The organism is Bacillus sp. G1(2015b) (assembly GCF_001482475.1).
GTDB classification, from domain to species: Bacteria; Bacillota; Bacilli; order Bacillales; family Bacillaceae; genus Bacillus; species Bacillus safensis.
Window position 1 is genome coordinate 302,209 of the sequence record NZ_LKIC01000028.1, and the last position, 22,218, is coordinate 324,426.

Genomic DNA, 22,218 nt, shown 5'->3' on the forward strand with positions numbered 1-22,218 from the left:
ACAAATATAGTTCAAAACAAAGAAGATAAATACAACACCAATTTCTTTCACTTTCCGAAAGGTTGGTTCAACACAACTCATGCAAGGGGGATTCATATGACTTCACAAAACAAAAACAATCATCTACCAGACAGAAGCGAAGTAAAAGAAGAAAACAAATGGCGCCTTGAAGATATTTTTGAAAGCGTCGATGCATGGAACAAGGAATTCGAAGCGGTCAAAAAAGAAATTCCGAAGCTGGCACAATTTAAAGGCAAGCTGGCCCATTCTGCTGATGTCCTGTATGAAGCCCTAACCTTTCAGGATCAACTTTCTGAAAAGCTTGGCAAGCTTTATACATATGCGCACATGAAATACGATGAAGATACAACGAACTCATCCTTTCAGGCGTTAAATGATAAAGCCTCGAATCTATTTACACAGCTGTCTAGTACATCTGCTTATATTGTTCCAGAGATTTTATCAATTCAAGAAGATAAATTGCAGCAATTTATTCTGGAAAAAGAAGAATTAAAACTGTATTCTCATGCTCTCGAAGAAATTAATAAAGAGCGTCCACATATTTTAAGTGAGGAACAAGAAGCTTTATTAGCTGAGGCCTCTGAACCACTTTCATCTGCATCTACTACTTTTAGTATGTTTAACAACGCCGATATTTCGTTCCCTTCTGTAAAGGATGAGAATGGGGAGGAAAAGAAAATTACCCACGGCAACTTTATTACATTTTTAAATAGTGATGATCGTGAAGTGAGAAAGAATGCCTTTAAAGCTGTGTATAAAACGTATGATCAGTATAAGAACACACTTGCTTCTACACTAAGCGGTTCAATTAAAAAGGATAATTTTTATGCAAAAGTACGAAATTACAAATCGGCAAGAGAAGCAGCACTATCACGAAACAGCATCCCAGAAGAAGTGTATGACAATCTAATTGATACAGTTCATCAATATTTACCGTTGTTACACCGCTATATTGAATTACGCAAAAAGGTATTAAAGCTTGATGAAGTGCACAATTACGACTTGTATACACCACTTGTGAAAGATGCTGGCATGAAGCTCACCTACGATGAAGCAAAGGATTATATGCTGAAAGGGTTAGCGCCATTAGGAGAAGAATATGTGTCCGTGTTAAAAGAAGGACTCGAAAATCGCTGGGTAGACGTTTATGAGAATAAAGGGAAACGAAGCGGTGCTTATTCATCAGGAAGCTATGGTACAAATCCATATATCCTCATGAACTGGCAGAATAACATTGATAATTTGTTTACGCTGGCTCATGAATTTGGGCACTCTGTACACAGCTACTACACGAGAAAACACCAGCCATATCCGTATGGAAACTATAGTATCTTTGTAGCTGAAGTGGCTTCCACTACAAATGAAGCGTTACTAGGCGAATACCTGCTTAATCATTTAGACGATAAAAAACAGCGCTTGTATGTATTAAACCACTTGTTAGAAGGATTTAGAGGAACAGTATTCAGACAAACGATGTTTGCTGAGTTTGAGCATCTTATTCATGTGAAAGCACAAGAAGGAGAGGCTTTAACGCCAGAATTTATGACGAACCTTTATTATGACCTGAACAAGAAGTATTTTGGTGACGGCATGGTGGTTGATAAGGAAATTGGATTAGAGTGGACGAGAATTCCTCATTTCTATTACAACTATTATGTGTATCAATACGCGACAGGCTATAGTGCGGCGCAGGCATTAAGCAAGCAAATCTTACAAGAAGGAAAACCAGCGGTAGAGCGCTATACAGATTTCCTTAAAGCAGGAAGCTCTGATTATCCAATCAATGTGCTGAAAAAAGCTGGTGTTGATATGGCTTCTAAAGAACCAATTGAAGCAGCATGCCAATTGTTTGAAGAAAAACTAAAAGAAATGGAAGAGCTCATCTCCAAAACAGGTGAGTAATGAAAAGACTTCTGTCAGACGTGTGAGTGCCAGCTCATCTTTTGACAGGAGTTTTTTTCTCATAAAAAAGACCTCTTCAGATGTAGAGGCCAATCCTTTTTAATGATCAACCTTTAAAACCTCTAAAGGTCTTACGGTGATTCATTCGATAAAGCGTAAAAAGAATCGCAGCAAATAAGAGTGGAGACGTCAAATAAAGAGGAAGCATTTTCATTAAGCCTAATATATTTAAAAAGAAACATAAGCCAATGGCAACAAGTCCAATAGTTGTGCTGCGCATGCAGATCCCCCCATTTTTTTGTTACTTTTACTATATGAAAGTGACAACCCTCTTATGTTTTGTGACAAAAATATGAACATATAGTATATCTGTTGTCATAAGTCGACAAAATTTGATATACTACAGATGTGAAATTAATCACATACAAACATTACCCCTTTGTTTGACCGTGAAAAATTTCTCCCATCCCCTTTGTTGTCGTTAAGACATAGTGAAACCGCGCTTATCCCGGCGCGGTTTCTTCGTGTCTATAAATAGAACAAATGTTCCTTTTTGGAGTAAAGAAAAAACATGGGTCAGCACCCATGTTCATTTTCACAGCGATATACATCAAGATCTGTATGGTTGTCATTCTCTTTATAGCGCCAAAACATTTCTTGCTGCACTTGTACACGTTCTACCTTTTGAGCGAAAGCTAGCTTCTTCATTTCTCGTTCAACTTCTTCAAGCGTCAGGTCATAAACAACGGCTATCTCTTTTGCGGATGCAAATTGAAAGTATGCAATAAACCATTCAATTGGAGGCCGTTCAGATGGTGTTGGTTTTTCACCAATCATTTCAAAAAGAATTTCCTCGTATATATCATAAGAGTAGGCACCTGAAATTTTTAATCCTTCATCTCCATTTACGGTATTAAAAAAGGCGAAGGTCGGAAGCTCAGATACGTCCATTTCAGCTGCAATTTTCATATCACATTGCAGTGCTTTCACCGCACTTTGAGAATGAATGTCGCGCTGGAATTCCTCGATGTCCAGACCAGCACTTTTTGCATTTTCTATCAGCACCTGCTCACTTGTGACATCTTGCTGATGGCAAAAAAGCGATTCTTGAATGAGACGCAAAAATTTCATTCCGCATTTTCTTCCTTGAAGCTCCGCTGCTTTTAATGCGAGTGAGGCGAGGTAGGGTGATGTCACAATTTGTTCAGACAGCATTTGTTCTTTTTTGGTCTGCGTTTTAGTGGCAAATTTCCCCCATGCTTCAGTCAGTAAATGTTTCTTTCTTTTCCGATTCAATGCATTAATACTAGAACTTGTTACTGTTCGTAAAGTGAAAAAACGGCCATATTTCATTTTCAATTTTTTAATGGATGGCTCTAATAACCAGCAGTCTGGGCTTAGCGGATCAATGAATACATAGATTTCAATCGGCTTTTGAGGATGTCCGTGACAGTGTGAGAAATATTGATCGTGCGAATTGCAGCTCAAGATCGTCCATCCTTTTCAGGTGTTTGGTTGACCATATGACGAGCCGTCAGAGAAAGCCGTTCAAATAAAAAGTCACGAATATCGCCGGTTAGTCCTACTTGATCCATTGCATCCTCCATGCATTCAAGCCATGCGTCCGCCCGCTCCTCAGTAATCGGAAAAGGGAGATGTCTCGCCCGCAGCATTGGGTGGCCATGCTCCTCTGTATAAAGCGGTGGTCCGCCTAAATATTGCGTTAAAAACTGTTTTTGTTTTCTTGCTGTTTCTTTTAAGTCATCCGGGAAAATAGGATGAAGCAAAGGATGACACTTTACATTTTCATAAAAAGTATCAACAAGTTGCGATAGAAGTTCCTCTCCAACCGCTTCGTAAGGTGCGTTAAACGATTGTACCATGTTGACTACTCCTTTTACTCGTAGTTAATAGGATGACTCACCCTATTGCGCATTTCATTTATTTCAAAAGTGATATTCAGTTTGTTCTATTTTATTGTTTCTATTCTTGTACTTATTTTAACAACCTCATCTCAATTCCACAAACAAACAGCTTTGGTCTGCTCGAAATAAAGATTGTGGCGGGTTCCGTGATCAATTGACCATATCATAACACATTCAGTCAAAAAAGGGGGAAAAGCGACATACAAAAAACCGAAGAGGTTATTCTCTTCGGTTTAAGCGAAATATTGAGCTGTGATTTTCTTTACATAATTTTGTGTTTCTTTAAATGGAGGGATGCCCCCGTATTTATCTACATTTCCTGAACCTGCATTATAGGCAGCTAAGGCGAGTGAGATATTTCCGTTATATTTCTGAAGCATTTGTTTTATATACTTCGTACCGCCTTCAATGTTTTGGGCAGCATCAAAGGCATTGTTGACGCCAAGTGACTTAGCCGTAGATGGCATGAGCTGCATGAGACCAAGCGCACCTGCATGGCTGACAGCATTCGTGCGATAGCCGGATTCCTGCTTGATGACTGCGTGAATGAGCTTTTCAGGAACGCCATGCTTTTGAGCCATTTGTGACACGATTTGATTAATCTCTTTTGATGATGAGCCACTGGAGACAGCCTTTTGAAGCGGCGGTGTGTAGCTGTTGTTTAAGACATTTCCAATGCCATTCGCTGTATTTAATTGATTGTCATTTGCATACAAAGATTGAGCCTCAAGCTGATCACTGCCGGCAATCGCAGATAAATATGGGTTTGTACGCGCATATTGCGTGTTCGGAGCCGTTGATGGGTCCGTGCCCATAAAAGCAGAGATGGAAAGCGGGAGACGTGATAATTCTGATCCGCCTAAAAAATCTTGCAGCAGCGACTGAAATGAAGCTTGGGCATTCGATTCTTGACCCGCAGACATTTGCGTTTGTGCTGGATCTGTTTGTAACGTTTTAAGCGCTTGAAGCTGCATAAAGGATTGAAGTTGATTAACGTTCATCATGTTCCTCCTTCAAGGAATTCATCTATTCTGTGTTTTCATTTTTTCTTCATAAAAACGAACGACTTTGTTTTTCGTGTTTCGTACTGGGATATGAAATTTGCGGAGCAATGTGGAGAAAGCGGCTTGTCCGATTTCCAGGTCGCTCACTTCAAATTCAAGTTCATAGTCCTCTACTGTTAAATATCGGCTGTGATCCAAAACAATTAAGCCTTCTTGGATCATTTTTTCTGCTCTTGACGTTTCAAGTGAACCAAAGTACACAATTTGATCCTTTTGAATGTTCAGGTGGTCTAATCTGTCCGCAACTTCACCTTCTGGCAGCTCAAAATCGTTAAGTTGTGATGGGGGAGCGATCGTTTGGTGGGTTTCAAGCAAGCCTATCTCGTGCGGTTCCTTTAATGTGAGCACCCATTGACCGTTTTTTTCTCTCATTCTTAATGCAGCCAATTGAGATTTTATATCAAATTGAGGTGTATCAAAATAATAGTTGGTTTGCGTGTGGAAATCCGCATCCTTCAATTGAAAATGCTGTTTCAGCTGTTCAAATTCTTCTTTCATTAATAATTGTTTTAGTTCTATTTCAATTTCCTGTGCCATTTTGACATCAACCTTTCATTTAGAGGAAATATGATTATTGTACATGAAGTGTGTTCACCATGTAAAAGACTGTTTTTTCTCTTTATTTTCTTTAGGCGTGGACCAAAATGAATGAAGAATCGTGTGAAAGAATCATTTAAAAGAGAAAAACAGGATTTTCTCCAAAAGTTCGGTTTATCAATATTGAACTTGATATGATAAAATAAAGCTGTACTTTGTTGTAAAGGAGATCATGATGCAAAACAGAATTGAAATCACAGAAGCAACTTTAAAAGAAGACAGGCTGATTTTGACAATCCAGTCAGAAGAGCAAATCCAAAAAGCAAAAGCATCAGGACAAATGCTTGTTGATTCTGATCACTTTGCGTTCGTTTACATACTTGAAACCGAGGAGTCCTTTTCGTATCTTATTTTAGGGGAACATACATGGGCTCCATTAAAAGAAGCAATGAATCGTGACATCCCTGTCTATTTGGCATCGGATGAATATTCGCTGGAACTCATTCAGCTTCAACAGGAATTACATTATTTAATCGACAATATTAAAGACAATGCCAATTACGGAGATATGGAAGAGAAAGTGAAAAGCACATTCCTCTGAAATAATTAGGTATATGGAATTGGGGGAAGTTTCATGGACAAAAAACAATGGGATCAATTCCTCGCACCGTATAAACAAGCAGTCGAAGAATTAAAAGTGAAACTAAAAGGCATTCGAAAGCTGTATGAATTCGAGGATGACCATTCACCAGTAGAATTTGTCACAGGCCGAGTGAAACCCGTTGCCAGCATATTAGAAAAGGCAAAGCGTAAAAACATCCCGATGCATGAGATTGAAACGATGCAGGATATTGCTGGGCTTCGCATTATGTGCCAGTTTGTAGAAGATATACAAGTCGTGAAAAAAATGCTCCAGTCACGTAAAGATTTTGTGGTTGTAGATAAACGCGACTATATTGCAGAACATAAAGAAAGCGGATACCGCTCTTACCACCTTGTTGTGTTATATCCGCTGCAAACGATCAACGGAGAGAAGCAGCTCCTTGTCGAAATCCAAATTCGTACGCTTGCGATGAACTTTTGGGCGACCATTGAGCATTCTCTGAATTATAAATATAGCGGGAATATCCCGGAGAAGGTCAAGCTGCGCCTTCAAAGAGCATCTGAGGCAGCATCTCGTCTCGATGAAGAAATGTCCGAAATTAGAGGGGAAATTCAAGAAGCACAAGTGGCATTTTCCCGGAAAAAGAAAAATGACAGCTGAGCCAGTTTGATCAAATATGATGCTGCCCTCTCATAGCAGCAAGGTGAAAAAGGAGAAGAATTCATGAAATTTGCAGTTTCTTCAAAAGGGAATTCTGTATCTGACACGCTCAAAAGTAAAATTCAGACCTACTTATTGGATTTTGGCATGGAACTAAATGAAGAGGAACCGGATCTTGTCATTACGGTTGGTGGAGACGGCACCCTTCTTTATGCCTTTCACCGCTACAGCAGCCGTCTGAATGAAACAGCCTTTGTCGGTGTTCATACAGGTCATCTTGGCTTCTATGCTGACTGGGTGCCGAGTGAAATTGAAAAACTCGTCTTAGCCATTGCGAAAACGCCTTATCATATTGTGGAATATCCGATCTTAGAGGTCATTGTCAGATACAACGACGGCGGCAGAGAAGAGAAATATTTAGCAATGAATGAATGTACGATTAAAAGCATGGAAGGGACACTTGTGGCAGATGTTGAAATCAGAGGCCAGCTGTTTGAAACATTCAGAGGAGACGGCCTTTGTTTGTCTACTCCATCAGGCAGTACGGCCTATAATAAGGCACTTGGAGGCGCCATTATTCATCCTTCCATTAGAGCCATTCAGCTGGCAGAAATGGCTTCAATCAACAACAGAGTGTTCCGGACGGTCGGTTCACCGCTTATTTTGCCTGACCACCATACTTGTGTGATTAAGCCGAGGAATGATGTCGATTTTCAGGTGACGATTGATCATTTGACGCTGCTTCATAAAGACGTCAAATCCATTCAATGCCGGGTGGCAGATGAGAATGTCCGTTTTGCTAGATTTAGACCGTTTCCGTTTTGGAAAAGGGTGCAAGATTCCTTTATCGGAAAAGGAGAATAAGAAAGAGGTTGTTCTCGCTGGAATACTTTACGTTAAACAAAACCATGACAGCCAAAGAAGAAGGGCTGTTTTTAAAGGAATATTTAATTGATCTTGGTATTTCGAAAAGAATGCTGACGGATATTAAGTTTGATGGCGGTGACCTCCTCATTAATGGAGAGCATGTTACCGTGAGATATGAGCTGCATGAAGGGGACAGGCTCACTATTTTATTTCCCGAGGAAAAAGTGAGTGAAGGGCTGAAGCCTGCACCGATTCCGCTTGATATTATATTTGAGGACGAGCATGTCCTTGTGCTGAATAAAAGGCCGTATATTCCTTCGATCCCTTCTCGGGAGCACCCCGAGCACAGTATTGCGAATGGATTACTGCACCATTATGCAAAGCAGTCTGTTCGGCATACGGTTCATTTAGTGAACCGTCTTGATCGTGATACATCTGGTGTTATGCTTGTGGCGAAGCATCGCTTTGCCCATAGCCTTTTATCTAAGGCGCAAAAGAGTGGAGCGGTTAAGCGAACATACAGAGCGTTTACACATGGCATGATCACAGAAAAACATGGAACCATCGCTGCAAAAATTGCCCGAAAAGGGGATAGTATCATCGAGCGGATGGTTGATGATACTGGGCAGGAGGCAGTGACGCATTATACCGTGCGAGCGGTAATCGCTGAGTTGAATATGTCGGATGTGTCTCTCACGCTTGAAACCGGGAGAACACATCAAATTCGTGTGCATATGCAATTTCTTGGGCATCCGCTCATCGGAGATACGCTGTATGGCGGAAGGGCCGAGCGGATAGACAGGCAGGCACTGCATAGTGAAACCCTTGTGTTTCCTCATCCGATGACAGGTGAGCAAATGACATTTTCAGCTCCGCTTCCTGATGATATGAAATCCTTGCTTTTTAATTAGAGAAACCCGGTCACCTGCATCGCAGGGCCGGGTTTTTTTATAATGTGAAATGCTGAAATCTTGAATCGTCATAAGGCATAGATGAGGGAACGGAGACCGTTTTAAGCTCAGGGTATGTGAGGGCAGACAGTTTGTTGCCAAATACGCAGCCTGTATCAATATTGACGGTTCTGCCAACGAATCGAGGTTCTTTCACAGGTGTATGGCCGTACACAATCCACGGTTTTCCGTGATATTCCTTTGCCCAGTCCTTGCGAACAGGCCGTCCATCTGGCCATGTTTCTCCTGTGACGGCACCAAATAATAAATAGGACCGCATCTGTTTATTCGGCTTTTTTCCAATATCCTTTTCCTTCATCGCTGCGTGTGCAATGATCAGCTCATCAGGAATGAGTACATCATAAAGCGGAGCCTTCTCGAATAACTGCTTAAATTCATGTGACAATTTGTTTTGTTCATGAGTTGGCAGTTTTTTTATTTCGTTCACTGTCGTTTCGATGCCATGAAGCAATTTGACGGGATTTCCTTTTAAATAACGATAAAGCTTAAAGCAATGGTTGCCAGGTACATATCGGATTGCACCGTGTGAATAGGCATGAATGACAAATCGCATGACGTCTACTGACTGAGGCCCTCGATCTGTTAAATCACCAACAAGGGCCAGCGTTCTCTTATCAGGATGGACGGGTAATCCATGTTTGAGTTCGTATCCTAGTTTGTGTATGAGGGTAAGCAGCTCTTCGTAGCAGCCGTGGATATCGCCAATGATATCGAATTTCATAAGGTTTCCTCCTGATTTTTTTCATCCATTCGTCGGATATAAAGAAGTTTGAATTTTAGAAAATATAACGAATGGCTTTCATTTCATTTAGGCAATTGTTAGAATCAATGCTTTAACGTAAGACTTTTAAAATTAAACATGAATGTTAGGAGGCTTTAGCCAATGGAGCATACATCTGTTTCATCACTCGTTGTCGTTATTATTGTCGCCTTTTTCACCCCTATTTTATTGCACCGATTTAAGCTGACCATTCCGGTCGTTGTAGCTGAAATCATTATGGGGCTCATCATTGGGAAAAGCGGTCTTCAACTGGTTGTCGAACATGATGCGTGGTTAGATACATTATCCATGCTCGGTTTTATTTTTCTGATGTTTTTAAGTGGACTTGAAATAGATTTTTCTTCTTTTGAGTCAAAGAAGAAAGCACGAGAACTTCCAAATGGTTTAAAAGAACCAAATACATTTAAAGCGGCCACCATTATTTTTCTTGGGGTATTTTGTATTTCTTTTATCCTGTCCTATGCGTTTGTACTCGCAGGGTTTATCCAAAATGCCTTTTTAATGACGCTCATTATCTCTACCATCTCATTAGGCGTAGTGGTGCCAACCTTAAAAGAGGAAAAGTTGATGCAGACGAATATCGGTCAAATCATTCTGCTTGTAGCTGTCATTGCTGATTTGGTCACGATGATTTTACTTGCTGTGTTTTCCTCCATTTATGGAGATGGAACAGGGAACATGTGGCTTCTGCTCTTATTATTTGCTGCAGGCATTCTTCTTTATTTATTTGGCCGCGTATTTAAGACAAAGTCAATTTTTCAGTCGATGTCAAAAGGAACCGTGCAAATTGGGACAAGGGCAATCTTTACTCTCATTATAGTCTTAGTTGCCTTATCTGAATCACTCGGGGCTGAAAATATTCTTGGGGCGTTTTTAGCTGGCGTACTTGTGTCCCTTCTTTCGCCAAATAAAGAGCTCGTTCAGCAGCTGGACTCATTTGGCTACGGATTTTTAATCCCGATCTTTTTTGTGATGGTCGGAGTGGATCTGAATATATGGGCACTGTTTAAGGATCCAACCATCATGATCATGATTCCGCTGCTGTTTATTGCGTTGCTTATAAGTAAGCTCATCCCAATTCTTTATTTGAAAAAATGGTATGACATGAATAAGGTCATCGGCTCCGGCTTTTTATTAACTTCAACGTTATCTCTCGTCATTGCAGCAGCGACGATTGGTGAGCGGCTCGGTGTCATTGATCATAAAATGTCTGGAGCGCTGATTTTAGTTGCTGTGCTAACGAGTATTTTAACACCTGTTTGGTTTAAAGCGCTCTTTAAAAAAGAACAAGCGGCGAGCCATAAGAAGCGTGTGACCTTTATTGGTGCAAATCAGCTGACCTTACCCGTCACACTTGATTTGCATCAGGATGAATATGACATTCGGATTTTGCATGTGTTTCAAGAAAATAAGGAAGCACTGCTGGCAGACTCTATCTTTGAAGTCGAATCAATTGAACAATACGATGATGAGACGCTGAGAAAGGCAGGCGTCGGCCAAGAGGATGTCCTTGTCGTCGCAACAGGCAGTGAGACAAAAAATAAGGAAATTGCTTTATTTGCAAAAGAAGAAGGAGCAAAACAAGTCATTGCAAGTGTCAATAAAGCTGAGGCAGAGCTGACATTGAAGGAAGCGGGCATTGATACGTTTTCTACTTTCCTTTCATCTAAAACGGTGCTAAGAGCTTTGATTGAAGCACCTGATGCGATTCGATTGCTAACAAATGAGGATTCTTCTTTGTATCAAATTCAAATGAACAATCATCGTTATCATAATGTCATGCTGAGAGAATTTCCTTTCACCGGTGATTTGGTATTTGTCCGGATTTTCAGAGGGGTAGACAGCTTAGTACCGCATGGAGATACGACACTTAGAAGCGGCGACCGTGTGCTTGTATCGGGCTCCCGGGAGTATGTAGCAGGACTAAGAGCCCAATTAGAATGACAATGAACCCTTGACCAATGAACAATTCCTGATTAAGATAGAGGTACAACATCATATATTTGATCCACTAGGGGAGTCCTTTAAAAGGGCTGAGATAAAAGTGTCGACTTTTAGACCCTCATTACCTGAACAGGTTCATACCTGCGTAGGGAAGTGGTGCGGTTTTTGACTATGCTTTTTACAAATTCCAAGCCACTTTCCACGCGGAAAGTGGCTTTTTTATATGGAAAAACAGGAGGAGAGGAACATGACGTTTTCAACAGAATGTAAAGAGGCTGCAGCAACATGGTGGAATGGAAGCTTTACGCATCCTTTTGTCAAAGGGATTGGGGATGGCACACTTTCACTCGATCGTTTCACCTATTACGTGATGCAGGATTCGTATTATTTAACTCATTTTGCAAAGGTGCAGGCATATGGAGCGGCGATTAGTGAAGACTTACATACGACGGGCAGAATGGCGTATCATGCCCAGGGCACGTATGAAGCAGAGCTGTCGCTGCATAGGAAATTTACAGAGCTTCTGCAAATTTCTGATGAAGCCATTGAGAACTTTAAGCCTTCCCCGACTGCTTATGCGTATACCTCTCATATGTACCGGTCTGTAAAAAGCGGACGGTTTGAAGAGATTTTAGCCGCGTTATTACCGTGTTACTGGCTCTATTATGAGGTAGGTGAAAAGCTGAAACAAACAACACCTGACCATCCAATTTACCAAGAATGGATTTTGACATATGGAGGCGATTGGTTTAAGGAACTCGTTTTCGAACAGGTGAACCGCTTTGATGAACTAGCAGAAAAAGCACCAGAACATGTACGCGCCAATATGAAAGAAAATTTTGTGATTTCAAGCTATTACGAATATCACTTTTGGGAGATGGCGTATCAAAAAGAATTGTGGCAAACAGCATGCTTAGATGGGGTTGGTGCAAATGGAACTCCACGCAGTGACAAATGATTCGCTTCCTGCGGGTGAACTGATCAAACAAATAAAAGCCATTGCGTCTGAAGTGGATTTTATTCATATTCGGGAACGGTCTAAAACAGCAGGTGAGCTTGTTGATCTCGTGAAGAATCTCCTTTTAGAAGGTGTACCGAAAGAAAAGCTCGTAATCAATGACCGAGTAGACGTGGCGCTGCTAACCAATATTCACAGGGTGCATCTTCCGGGCCATAGCTTTTCGCCGAAAGAGCTGCGAAGAAAATTCCCTCACCTTCATGCAGGGGTGTCCGTCCATTCGATAGAAGAAGCGAAAGCAGCAGAGAAAAATGGAGCAGAGTATGTCATGTTTGGGCACGTATATGACACCTCTTGTAAACCAGGACTCCAGGCAAGAGGTGTACAGCTTGTGAAAGAACTGACTTCTGCACTAACAATTCCAGTGGTGGCCATCGGCGGGATGACCCCAGAACGAGTTCCAGAATTGAAACACGCTCATGTGAAAGGAATCGCTGTCATGTCTGGGATTTTTACTCATCATCAGCCGCTTATGATGGCACAAGCATTTTCTGAAAAGGTAAAGGAGAATCCTTATGAAAAAGCATTATGACGTTGCAATCATTGGTGGTGGAATCATAGGGATGTCAATCGCCTATCACCTTGCAAAAGCAGGAAAACAGGTGATCTTATTTGAAGCGAATGAGATAGGAAAGCAAACGACAAGTGCGGCTGCCGGGATGCTCGGTGCACATGCTGAAGGAGAGGGGCATGAGGATATTTTCTTTCAGGCAGGCAGAGCAAGCCAGGCATTATACGAAAAATTAAAGGTCGATCTTTTGCATGAATCAGGCATTGATATTCGGACTTCAGCAGGCGGCATCATGAAGGTCGCCTTTACTGAAGAAGAGAAGCAGGCCCTTTGCCGGATGCAGCATTTGTCTACGTTTAAGTGGCTTGATGCAAGCAGCGTAAAAAAATGCATGCCTCAAGTCACAGATCACATGCTGGGAGCAGGTTTGATTGAAGAGGATGTGCATGTGGAGCCTTATGCTGTATGCAGGGCTTTGTGGCAGGCGGCGGTCCGGTACGGAGCAGATGTGAAAGAGTGTACACCTGTGATCGAAGTGAAGCGGGACAAAGAAGTGTTAACTGTCAGAACAACGAAGGGCACATTCACATGTGATGACCTGACAGTTGCAAGTGGTGTATGGTCTGGCCGTTTTTTTGAAGAGCTCGGATTATCTCATTCTCTTTATCCAGTAAAAGGAGAATGTGTGTCTGTATGGAATAACGGTCCAGCGCTCGCACACACCATTTATCATGATCATTGTTATATCGTTCAGCGAGATAGTGGAAAGCTTGTTATCGGTGCAACGATGAAGCCAAACGAGTGGCAGGCTGTTCCAACGCTTGGCGGCATGGAAGCTGTGATTCAAAAGGCGTCTCAGCTGATGCCTTCTATTAAAGAGATGCCGATTGAAGAGTGCTGGGCAGGCCTTCGTCCGGCGACAAACGACCGGCATCCCTATATCGGAAGACATCCAGAAGACAAGCGTATTCTTTTTGCTGCAGGGCATTACAGGAATGGCATTTTACTTGCGCCGATTACTGGAGAAATCATTCGTGACCTCATATTAGACAAACCGGTCAAAGAGGAATGGCTTCACGCATTTCGTATTGGACGAAAGGAGGCACTATTCGTATGAAGATTCAATTGAATGGCAGAATCGTTGACTTCGATCAAGAGAATGGAACGATCTATGATCTGCTATCAGCCTATCAGCTTGAAAACCGTGTGGTGATCGTTGAAAAGAACCAAGAAATCATTGATAAAGAAGCGTTTCAACAAGTAGTGATTCAACCAAATGACACGATTGAAATCGTTCATTTTGTAGGAGGAGGATGATCCAATGCTGCACATTGGCGGAAAAACATTCACATCAAGACTATTACTCGGAACAGGGAAGTACCCATCATTTGAGGTTCAAAAAGAAGCGGTGAACGTATCGGAAGCCGAAATTTTAACCTTTGCTGTCAGAAGGATGAACATATTCGAAGCATCTCAGCCTAATTTTCTAGAGCAGCTTGATTTATCAAGATATACGCTGCTTCCGAATACAGCTGGTGCAAGTACAGCAGAAGAGGCAGTGCGTATTGCCCGTTTAGCAAGGGCTTCTGGGCTGTGTGACATGATCAAGGTAGAAGTCATTGGCTGTTCAAGGTCTCTTTTGCCAGATCCAGTTGAAACATTAAAAGCATCTGAAATGCTGCTCGAAGAAGGATTTATCGTGCTGCCATATACATCTGATGATGTGGTGCTCGCAAGAAAATTAGAAGAACTCGGTGTCCACGCCATCATGCCAGGTGCTTCTCCGATTGGTTCAGGCCAAGGCTTACTAAATCCTCTGAATCTCTCATTTATTATCGAGCAGGCGAAGGTGCCGATCATTATTGATGCTGGCGTAGGTTCTCCGAAGGATGCAGCTTATGCGATGGAGCTTGGAGCTGACGCAGTATTACTAAATACCGCTGTCTCTGGTGCAAAGGATCCTGTGAAAATGGCAAAAGCAATGAAACTGGCGATTGAATCAGGAAGACTAGGCTATGAGGCAGGACGTATTCCCCTGAAAAACTATGGGACAGCGAGCAGTCCACAGGAAGGAATGCCGTCATTTTGAGCACTCGTTATTCACGCCAAGAGCTTTTTCAGCCAATTGGAACAGAGGGACAAAAGCGGCTAAATGACTCAAAGGCGGTCATTATTGGAGCGGGGGCACTTGGAACGGCTAGTGCAGAAATGCTCGTTCGTGCCGGAGTTGGATCTGTCACCATTTTGGACCGAGATTATATTGAATGGAGCAACCTTCAGCGCCAGCAGCTTTACACGGAGCAAGACGTGAAGGATCGGCTGCCAAAGGCTGTGGCGGCTGAAAAAAGACTCAAGCAAGTAAACAGTGACGTTTACGTCAAAGGCATCGTGATTGATGTAACTGCTCACAATATTGACGAACTGGTCAGTGGGGCTTCGATCATTGTCGATGCAGCGGATAATTTTGAGGTAAGAATGATTGCAAATGATGCTGCTGTCAAACATCAAATTCCGTTCCTTTATGGGGCCTGTGTAGCCAGTTATGGTATTCAATTTACTGTGATTCCTGGTGAGACGCCGTGTTTACACTGTCTGCTTGAACATTTACCTGCACAAGGCATGACATGTGATACAGCAGGTATCATTAGTCCAGTTGTGCAGCAGGTGGCCGCATATCAAGTGGCAGATGCACTTAAATATTTAACAGGACATCAAGTGACGCCAATATTAAAATCCTTCGATTTATGGAAAAATGAACGGTCTGACATTCGGTCGGTCGCGTCTTTAAAGAAGAAGCAATGTCCAAGCTGTGGACTTAAGACGTATCCATTTCTTTCATATGAGAAGAGTGCGAAGGCAGATGTACTATGCGGCCGTAATACGGTACAAATCCGCAGTGCAGCAGAAACACCGCCACCTTTATATGAAGTAGCTCTTCGGTTAAAGAAAGCAGGGATGGATGTGCTTGAAAATCCATATTTGCTTTCATGTCAAAAGGATGAATTTAAGCTTGTCTTATTTAAAGATGGCAGAGCGCTTGTTCATGGAACCAATGATATTGCCAAAGCAAGAACGATTTATCATCAATGGATTGGCTAATGAGAGGTGTGAAGAAATGACGATCAAAAAAGCATTCACAATCGCGGGTTCTGATTCTGGCGGCGGAGCAGGCATTCAGGCAGATTTGAAAACTTTTCAGGAGCTCGGTGTGTATGGAATGTCTGCAATCACAGCGATTACTGCGCAAAACACACTAGGTGTTCACGGGATTTACCCGCTTTCAATTGAGGCGTTAGAGCGTCAAATAGATGCAGTGGCAGAAGATTTACTGCCAGATGCCGTCAAAACAGGGATGCTGTGGAGTGCAGACATGATCAAGATCGTAGCGGAAAAAACGGTTCAATATGATATGAAGCTGATTGTAGATCCAGTCATGATCGCAAAAGGGGGAGCCTCTTTATTAAATGAAGATGCGGTCGCTGCGATGAAAACACACTTGCTGCCTGTGAGCTATGCTGTAACGCCGAATCTTCCTGAGGCAGAAGTACTGTCAGGTTTACGTATTCAGACGAAAGAGGATCGCTATCTGGCAGCAGAGCGCCTTTATGAGCTCGGTACGAAACATGTCGTGATCAAAGGCGGCCATGGTCCATCTGATGGGATGATTACAGACCTGCTGTATGATGGAAAAGGCTTTATTGAAATCACAAATGAACATATTGATACACCACATACACATGGCACAGGCTGCACGTTTGCAGCAGCATTAACAGCTGAAATTGCGAAAGGTTATTCGATAAAGGAAGCCTTTGAAACAGCAGAAACCTTTGTCCATGAAGCGATCAAATTCCCTTTACGAATTGGATCTGGACACGGGCCTACGAACCATTTTGCTTATCAGCAAAACAGAATCAAACGTTAAGGGAATCGAACCGCCTTCCTTGTGAGGGCGGTTTTTTTGCGAAAATGAAACTTTCTTTCAGAGGAAATTGTCATTCTCTTATGATCTGTGATAATATTATGATCAGGTACTAATACTATGTCTTGAAAAAATAGGAGGCTTTATTACATATGAACTTTTCTTTAGAAGGCCGTAATATCGTGGTGATGGGTGTTGCCAATAAACGAAGCATCGCTTGGGGAATTGCCCGTTCACTTCATGAAGCTGGAGCTCGTTTGATTTTTACTTATGTTGGAGATCGTCTTGCTGAATCGGTAAAAGAGCTTGCAAGCACACTTGAGCGTGATGATTCAATTATTCTTCCGTGTGATGTGACAAGTGATGAAGAAATCGAAAAATGTTTTGCTGAAATTAAAGAAAAAGTACAAGTCATTCATGGCGTTGCGCATGCCATTGCATTTGCAAATAAGGAAGAGCTTGTTGGCGAATACTTGAACACGAATCGTGAAGGTTTCCTTTTGGCGCACAACATTAGTGCATACTCATTAACTGCTGTAGCAAAAGCAGCACGTCCATTAATGACAGAGGGTGGAAGCATTGTGACGCTTACATACCTAGGCGGAGAGCGTGTTGTATCTAACTACAACGTAATGGGTGTAGCAAAAGCATCACTTGAAGCAAGTGTGAAATATTTAGCAGCTGATTTAGGCGCAGAAGGCATCCGCGTGAACAGTATTTCTGCTGGTCCAATTCGTACGTTATCTGCAAAAGGCATCAGCGGCTTTAATACCATTCTAAAGGATATTGAAGAGCGTGCACCACTTCGCCGTACAACAACTCCTGAAGAAGTTGGCGATACAGCTCTATTCTTATTCAGTGATCTATCTCGCGGCATGACAGGTGAAAATCTGCATGTTGATTCTGGCTTCCATATCATTGCCCGCTAAACGAATACATGACTTGCAGCATACCGATGAAGGGTATGCTGTTTTTTTATTTTTCTTCTGATTTGAGGCCTCCGTTCATATATATAAGGAATGAATCATTCGGGAGGGATTAGTATGTCAAATAAAGGTGATGAGAATCAAAAGCCGCTGATGTATATTGTTCAGCCGAGCTATCAAGAATCAAAGCCGGCCATGCAAAATATTGTGAGAAAGCGAAAGAAATCAGAAAAACAGCCAGAAAGTGATCACAATGCAAAAGGCGAGATCGAAGAAAGCACGCAGCAGGAGCCTGCGGCTCAAGAAATAGAGCAGAAAAAAGAAGCCGAGCCGCCTGGACTTCAGCAAGATCGAGATATAAAAAAAGAAGCCGAATTTACAGAAGAACGAGATATCGCACAAGAGGCTGAGCTTGCAGAGGAACAACAGAATACACAAGAAACCGAGCTTACACAGGAACAAGAGAACATACAAGAACCAGAGCTCATACAAAAGCAAGAGCCTCAGCAAGAAGAAGGAAACCAGCCAGAAGGTGTCTTTCATGAAACAAAAGAAGAACCAAGAAGAAAACGAGTGAAAAAGCCTTTAAGTCAGATGAGTATTGATGAAAAAGTCGATTTTCTCACAAGACTGCCTCATAATATGCCAAGGGCTCTTTGTCTGATTGAAGCTGATGGTAAAACATATAGAGGAATCATCATGGATCGAAAAGATGATACTGTGATCATTCGTACAGCAGGCGGGGGAAATCCAGTCGAATTAGCGATTGCTGAGATTTCTTCCATCCACCCGCTTGGTTTTTAACAAAGAAAAAAAGTCCCATATAGGGACTTTTTTTGTTAGCAGTTACGGTTGATGAGTCTTGGGTTTAGGCATTCGATTGCGCAGAAGCAGTCAAGGTCTACTTCAATGCAATATTTTGATTTTTCTAATCGGAACACATCACATAAGGAATCTTTATCTGTAAAATCTAAAATATGACGGTCTTTGTCAAATGCGATAAGCAAGCTGAGAGTTGCGCAGTGATCAGAGATGTGTTCGACTCTGAAAAATGCAGTGCTGAAGCAAGGGCCTGGATCTACTTCTCCGACATTTCCGAATGCGACGAATGGTTTTGATTTGGATGTAAAGAGAACAAATGGGACAGTGTCACCTAAAGAATGTGATGGAGAAAGGAGATTGCTGTAACAGCTGGTCGGGCAATCTTCTTCGACGGCATTTTGTAAGTCGTGAATGTTTTCAACAGCCTCTGCTACACAGTTCCATGAATGTTTGCGGCTCATATTCAACCCTCCTATACTAGGAAATTTGTTTGAGTGTTTGAGCACTGTTATCATCTACAAGCTATTTTTGCCGGTACGTGCATCTACTTTTAACCAATGCGGAAGCGGCCGCTTCTTATGCTGCCTGCTCCGCATAATTGGCTGTCATTCGTAAGGAAGGGGATGCTTTGACTCATGACAAGTTAGATGATCGGCCTGTTGATTTAGCCGTGGTGATGATGCTTTTTATCTTTCGATGGCATGACTCTGTCGACAAGCTCTGGGTTTAAGCATTGGATTGCGCAGAAGCAGTTTAAATCAACCTCAATACAAAAGTCCGTTTTTTCTAGACCAAAGAAGTCAGGGTCACAAGGGTGACACACGCTTAGCGTATGTCCGTGTACATCAACAGGTCTTAATACAGATAACGTAGCACAGCAGTCGTGTAATTTTTCAACCCGGAAGAAAATAGATTCGAAGCATTGGCAATCGTCAACGAATCCTCCAATATTTCCGAAAGTAGAGAACAACCCGCCCTTTTTATCAAAAAGTAAAAACGGAATCGTATCTTTTCCAGAAACTGTTGGGCTTAATAAATTACTGTAGCAGCTCGTAGGACATTTATCTTCTACAGCTTCCTGCTCTGCTAAAATCTTATCAACCGCATCGCATACACAGTTTTCATCATGTCGGCCATGGTGTTTTCCGCAGCTCATGGATTTCAGCTCCTTTAACAAGGTATTTGACTTTAGTCCTTAACAACATATGTATGCGCCCTCTAGTTGGTGTGGGTAAATGACCATTTATATTTGTTGTATTTTTATAAAAGGAAAAGCAGAGCTTTTCGCTCTGCTTTTGGACATTAGAGGATGCCGATTGCAACGATTGTCGCAACAAGAGTTTGTGTAAGTGTTTGGATTGCGATAGAGATGTCCGCATCGATTGTAGATACTGTAACGTTTCTTGAATTTTCGATGACAAGTTTTTGGCGGTTTGTTTGTTTGTGAGTAGCAGCTTGTAAGAGATCCTGCGTGACGCGGTCTGCCAAATCACCGTCTGCGATTGAGATGTTTGTAATGGTGATGATCGCTGTTTGAATCGCTACTTGGATAGATGCTGCAACCTGTGCATCGACAGAAGATACGTTAATGTCACAAGAGTCCCTAACGATAATGACCTCTTCAGATGTCTGCTTTGTGAAGCTTACTTGATCCAAATCTTGTAAGACATCTTCGTCATCATAATAATCGTCACAAAGTGCTTTTCTTTCATAGTTGCAATCGTCGTGGTGTTCGTGGTATCTGTGGTGTCCGTGGTGTGAACAGTTACGATCTAGAGCGACCCAAGAATATGGTTTAGAATCCATTTCTATTCCTCCTTCCGTTTACTTTATTAAATGCTGGAATGCGTTGTTTTGTCTCGGGCATTTACCCTAGCAGGCAACCCATTTTTATTTAATCGTTATTACGCTGAGCATTGCGACGCTGCTGAATACGATTTCGAAGTGAATTTCGATTTGGACGTACTTTTGGTTCAGGCACTACTTCTTCTGGCTGTTTTGCTGCCTCAGCCTGCCTTTTTTTCTCCTGCTGCTGTTCTACGAAATCATTTGCTTTCTTTTGTAAGTCCTCGACTAATTTCAAAATCATTCTTCTTTGATCATCTGAAATTTTTGCTTTCTGATCATCAGTGATATTGTTTTTGTTTAACACATCACTGACAAGAAGACTTGTTAATGGATCAATATCCGTATTGATTTGAAATTCCTTTTTTTCGTTCTCTTCAGCCACGATGATTTCACCTCTTTCATACGTCATGTTAGAAAAAGAAAGGGTCAAAGAATGCCGGCTTCAACTAAGAGCACATTCAATGTTTGAGTGAGAATTTGGACGGAGTTCATAATGGATGCATCTGATAATGTAATTGTAATGTTATAGCAGTTGATGATTTGAATCACAGTTTTCTTTTGGACTTCCACTTGTTGCACAGCTAAAAGCTGATCTGTGATGTCAGCAGCCACTTCATCGTCTGGTACAAGAATTTGGATTAAAAGAGTAATGATTGTCGTTACGGTCGCTTGAAGGGAGAGTGCAGCTGTTACATCTGTTTTATGAATTGTGACATTTTCCGAATCTTTGATCTCAATGAAATCATCATAATTGCTGATTAATTCGTTTAACAGTTGTGTATATAATATTTCAGCACTTTCTTCAATAGACAATACTTTCACTCCTTTCTTATCTATACATTATTTAATGCAGCAACGACTCAAGTTGGAATCGGAAAGTGTGAAAAAGTACAACCCAATTTTATTTCCACTCGATTCATCATGACAGTCTTTTTTCTTGCATATATAAAGAAAGGACGGAAAAAGAAGAAAGAAGGAGGTGGAGGCTTCTGAGCGGTGCTTTGTCATTTGTCGTGTTTGCCCTCGCATCCTTTAGACTGACGAGACTGATTGTGTTTGATACCATTACTGCCCCTTTCCGCCGTCTATTTCATGAAGAACAGGAAGAGGTAAATGAACAAGGTGAAGTCGAAACATATATCATCATTAAAGGTGAAGGGCTGCGGTCCTGGGTTGGAGAACTGTTAAGCTGTTATTGGTGTACTGGCATGTGGTGCACTGCTGCCTTACTTCTGATATACATACTTTTTCCTGTCATCAGCATGTGGCTTAATTTATTATTAGCGATTGCCGCAGCAGCAGGCATCATTGAAGCGGTCGTCTCGAAGCTTGTGAAATAAACAGGCATTCTGATCAGACACGCTTTCAATAAATGCATATACTATCAAGGAATAGGAAAGGAAGGGTTGCGATGAAACCAACTGAAACGCCGTCACATATGCTTCAAGGTTATCCAGCGCAGTCAAATCAACAATCTGTATATACGAAAAAAATCAAGAAAACTGGCTGCGGCTGTGGAAACAAAAAGAAACCTCAATAATAGAAGAGAAAAACAAAAGCCGGATTTATCCGGTTTTTTTGTTGCCCTTTTTTTGAGTGGTGCATATGTAAGAGAGAAGGGGTGACCAGAATGGATGCATTCGAACAATTAATCGGTTCCTTGTTCACTAAACCCCATGATGGGAAAGAACAAGCGCACGAAAAGGCTGAAATGGATCTATCGGATAAAGCGCATGATCTTGAGGAGCACTTAAAAGCATTTGGCGTGAAGATGGAGGCTTTTGCAAAAGAAACAGAAGCATTCATGATACGTCATACAGAGGCAGATTACGTCTTTAAACAGCAGAAATAAAAATTCCGCACTTTTTTATGTGATCGTCCAAACCATTTCTTGCATT

The 22,218-nt window shown here is 41.7% G+C and carries 29 protein-coding genes and 1 riboswitch; of the genes, 18 read left to right on the top strand and 11 right to left on the bottom strand.

Translation table 11 applies throughout. The annotated features are described in order from the left end of the window. The first annotated feature begins 96 nt into the window (after positions 1-96). On the top strand, positions 97-1,923 hold the full coding sequence (pepF, locus tag AMR95_RS16130) for an oligoendopeptidase F (protein ID WP_282960901.1): 1,827 nt from the start codon (positions 97-99) through the stop codon (positions 1,921-1,923). Between the two features lie 106 nt (positions 1,924-2,029). Here pepF and AMR95_RS19280 read toward each other — a convergent pair whose 3' ends face one another. The 5 genes from AMR95_RS19280 to AMR95_RS16150 all read right to left on the bottom strand — a co-directional run bounded on the left by AMR95_RS19280 (position 2,030) and on the right by AMR95_RS16150 (position 5,449). Next, the gene (locus AMR95_RS19280) at positions 2,030-2,203 is read right to left on the bottom strand and encodes a hypothetical protein (RefSeq protein ID WP_039177829.1); all 174 of its coding nucleotides are present in this window, start codon (positions 2,201-2,203) and stop codon (positions 2,030-2,032) included. A gap of 296 nt (positions 2,204-2,499) precedes the next feature. After that, positions 2,500-3,411 carry a ClpXP adapter SpxH family protein gene (locus AMR95_RS16135; RefSeq protein WP_039177830.1) on the bottom strand — a complete coding sequence of 304 codons (912 nt, stop codon included), beginning with the start codon at positions 3,409-3,411 and terminating at the stop codon, positions 2,500-2,502. Next, positions 3,408-3,806, bottom strand: coding sequence for a globin domain-containing protein (locus AMR95_RS16140; protein ID WP_008355333.1), 399 nt, complete (start codon positions 3,804-3,806; stop codon positions 3,408-3,410). Before AMR95_RS16140 ends, AMR95_RS16135 begins: the two co-directional genes overlap by 4 nt. A 275-nt stretch (positions 3,807-4,081) precedes the next feature. After that, complete coding sequence (locus AMR95_RS16145; RefSeq protein ID WP_039177832.1) at positions 4,082-4,849, bottom strand: lytic transglycosylase domain-containing protein; 768 nt, start codon at positions 4,847-4,849, stop codon at positions 4,082-4,084. Between the two features lie 21 nt (positions 4,850-4,870). Next, complete coding sequence (locus tag AMR95_RS16150; RefSeq protein ID WP_058838851.1) at positions 4,871-5,449, bottom strand: CYTH domain-containing protein; 579 nt, start codon at positions 5,447-5,449, stop codon at positions 4,871-4,873. 235 nt (positions 5,450-5,684) lie between these two features. Here AMR95_RS16150 and AMR95_RS16155 point away from each other — a divergent pair, with 235 nt between their 5' ends. The 4 genes from AMR95_RS16155 (at position 5,685) to AMR95_RS16170 (ending at position 8,491) form a co-directional block, all read left to right on the top strand. Beyond that, entirely contained in the window at positions 5,685-6,050 is a 366-nt protein-coding gene (locus AMR95_RS16155) for a hypothetical protein (protein ID WP_024425029.1), read from the top strand. A 33-nt stretch (positions 6,051-6,083) separates the two neighbouring features. Continuing rightward, positions 6,084-6,713 carry a GTP pyrophosphokinase gene (locus tag AMR95_RS16160; RefSeq protein WP_039177834.1) on the top strand — a complete coding sequence of 210 codons (630 nt, stop codon included), beginning with the start codon at positions 6,084-6,086 and terminating at the stop codon, positions 6,711-6,713. A gap of 63 nt (positions 6,714-6,776) precedes the next feature. Further along, a complete protein-coding gene (locus AMR95_RS16165; protein ID WP_041089854.1) occupies positions 6,777-7,577 on the top strand; it encodes an NAD kinase in 801 nt (266 codons plus the stop codon). 17 nt (positions 7,578-7,594) lie between these two features. Then, positions 7,595-8,491, top strand: a complete 897-nt coding sequence (locus AMR95_RS16170) for an RluA family pseudouridine synthase (protein ID WP_197412170.1) — start codon at positions 7,595-7,597, stop codon at positions 8,489-8,491. Between the two features lie 37 nt (positions 8,492-8,528). Here AMR95_RS16170 and prpE read toward each other — a convergent pair whose 3' ends face one another. Continuing rightward, positions 8,529-9,272 carry a bis(5'-nucleosyl)-tetraphosphatase PrpE gene (prpE, locus tag AMR95_RS16175; RefSeq protein ID WP_058838852.1) on the bottom strand — a complete coding sequence of 248 codons (744 nt, stop codon included), beginning with the start codon at positions 9,270-9,272 and terminating at the stop codon, positions 8,529-8,531. Positions 9,273-9,434: 162 nt separating this feature from the next. Between prpE and AMR95_RS16180 the strand changes: the two genes are divergently transcribed. The 10 genes from AMR95_RS16180 (at position 9,435) to AMR95_RS16225 (ending at position 18,454) form a co-directional block, all read left to right on the top strand. Further along, positions 9,435-11,276, top strand: a complete 1,842-nt coding sequence (locus AMR95_RS16180) for a monovalent cation:proton antiporter family protein (RefSeq protein ID WP_058838853.1) — start codon at positions 9,435-9,437, stop codon at positions 11,274-11,276. Positions 11,277-11,335: 59 nt separating this feature from the next. Next, positions 11,336-11,445, top strand: a riboswitch (TPP riboswitch). Positions 11,446-11,523: 78 nt separating this feature from the next. After that, positions 11,524-12,234 carry a thiaminase II gene (gene tenA / locus AMR95_RS16185; protein ID WP_039177838.1) on the top strand — a complete coding sequence of 237 codons (711 nt, stop codon included), beginning with the start codon at positions 11,524-11,526 and terminating at the stop codon, positions 12,232-12,234. Beyond that, complete coding sequence (gene tenI / locus AMR95_RS16190; protein ID WP_058838887.1) at positions 12,209-12,826, top strand: thiazole tautomerase TenI; 618 nt, start codon at positions 12,209-12,211, stop codon at positions 12,824-12,826. The genes tenA and tenI overlap by 26 nt, the downstream gene beginning before the upstream one ends. Beyond that, a complete protein-coding gene (thiO, locus tag AMR95_RS16195) occupies positions 12,810-13,922 on the top strand; it encodes a glycine oxidase ThiO (RefSeq protein WP_058838854.1) in 1,113 nt (370 codons plus the stop codon). The genes tenI and thiO overlap by 17 nt, the downstream gene beginning before the upstream one ends. Next, entirely contained in the window at positions 13,919-14,122 is a 204-nt protein-coding gene (gene thiS / locus AMR95_RS16200) for a sulfur carrier protein ThiS (protein WP_039177840.1), read from the top strand. Before thiO ends, thiS begins: the two co-directional genes overlap by 4 nt. A 4-nt stretch (positions 14,123-14,126) precedes the next feature. Beyond that, positions 14,127-14,894 (top strand): thiazole synthase, encoded by a 768-nt coding sequence (locus tag AMR95_RS16205; protein WP_058838855.1) that lies wholly within the window; start codon positions 14,127-14,129, stop codon positions 14,892-14,894. Further along, positions 14,891-15,904 carry a thiazole biosynthesis adenylyltransferase ThiF gene (locus AMR95_RS16210; protein WP_058838856.1) on the top strand — a complete coding sequence of 338 codons (1,014 nt, stop codon included), beginning with the start codon at positions 14,891-14,893 and terminating at the stop codon, positions 15,902-15,904. The genes AMR95_RS16205 and AMR95_RS16210 overlap by 4 nt, the downstream gene beginning before the upstream one ends. A gap of 16 nt (positions 15,905-15,920) precedes the next feature. Further along, positions 15,921-16,727 carry a bifunctional hydroxymethylpyrimidine kinase/phosphomethylpyrimidine kinase gene (thiD, locus tag AMR95_RS16215; RefSeq protein WP_058838857.1) on the top strand — a complete coding sequence of 269 codons (807 nt, stop codon included), beginning with the start codon at positions 15,921-15,923 and terminating at the stop codon, positions 16,725-16,727. Between the two features lie 149 nt (positions 16,728-16,876). Further along, positions 16,877-17,653 (top strand): enoyl-ACP reductase FabI, encoded by a 777-nt coding sequence (fabI, locus tag AMR95_RS16220; RefSeq protein ID WP_039177844.1) that lies wholly within the window; start codon positions 16,877-16,879, stop codon positions 17,651-17,653. Positions 17,654-17,767: 114 nt separating this feature from the next. Then, on the top strand, positions 17,768-18,454 hold the full coding sequence (locus AMR95_RS16225) for a CotO family spore coat protein (RefSeq protein ID WP_058838858.1): 687 nt from the start codon (positions 17,768-17,770) through the stop codon (positions 18,452-18,454). 35 nt (positions 18,455-18,489) lie between these two features. Here AMR95_RS16225 and AMR95_RS16230 read toward each other — a convergent pair whose 3' ends face one another. The 5 genes from AMR95_RS16230 to AMR95_RS16250 all read right to left on the bottom strand — a co-directional run bounded on the left by AMR95_RS16230 (position 18,490) and on the right by AMR95_RS16250 (position 21,142). Continuing rightward, positions 18,490-18,933, bottom strand: coding sequence for a CotY/CotZ family spore coat protein (locus tag AMR95_RS16230; protein ID WP_039177847.1), 444 nt, complete (start codon positions 18,931-18,933; stop codon positions 18,490-18,492). 203 nt (positions 18,934-19,136) lie between these two features. After that, positions 19,137-19,628, bottom strand: coding sequence for a CotY/CotZ family spore coat protein (locus AMR95_RS16235; protein ID WP_003211658.1), 492 nt, complete (start codon positions 19,626-19,628; stop codon positions 19,137-19,139). Between the two features lie 146 nt (positions 19,629-19,774). Continuing rightward, entirely contained in the window at positions 19,775-20,278 is a 504-nt protein-coding gene (locus tag AMR95_RS16240; RefSeq protein ID WP_039177849.1) for a spore coat protein, read from the bottom strand. Between the two features lie 88 nt (positions 20,279-20,366). Next, positions 20,367-20,702, bottom strand: coding sequence for a hypothetical protein (locus AMR95_RS16245; protein ID WP_024425013.1), 336 nt, complete (start codon positions 20,700-20,702; stop codon positions 20,367-20,369). 44 nt (positions 20,703-20,746) lie between these two features. Beyond that, a complete protein-coding gene (locus AMR95_RS16250; protein WP_228279989.1) occupies positions 20,747-21,142 on the bottom strand; it encodes a spore coat protein in 396 nt (131 codons plus the stop codon). 167 nt (positions 21,143-21,309) lie between these two features. Between AMR95_RS16250 and AMR95_RS16255 the strand changes: the two genes are divergently transcribed. The 3 genes from AMR95_RS16255 to AMR95_RS16260 all read left to right on the top strand — a co-directional run bounded on the left by AMR95_RS16255 (position 21,310) and on the right by AMR95_RS16260 (position 22,172). Then, positions 21,310-21,660 (top strand): DUF1360 domain-containing protein, encoded by a 351-nt coding sequence (locus tag AMR95_RS16255; RefSeq protein ID WP_039177852.1) that lies wholly within the window; start codon positions 21,310-21,312, stop codon positions 21,658-21,660. Between the two features lie 71 nt (positions 21,661-21,731). Next, entirely contained in the window at positions 21,732-21,860 is a 129-nt protein-coding gene (locus AMR95_RS19535; protein ID WP_254967544.1) for a hypothetical protein, read from the top strand. A gap of 90 nt (positions 21,861-21,950) precedes the next feature. Beyond that, a complete protein-coding gene (locus AMR95_RS16260) occupies positions 21,951-22,172 on the top strand; it encodes a hypothetical protein (protein WP_058838860.1) in 222 nt (73 codons plus the stop codon). Positions 22,173-22,218: the final 46 nt, after the last annotated feature.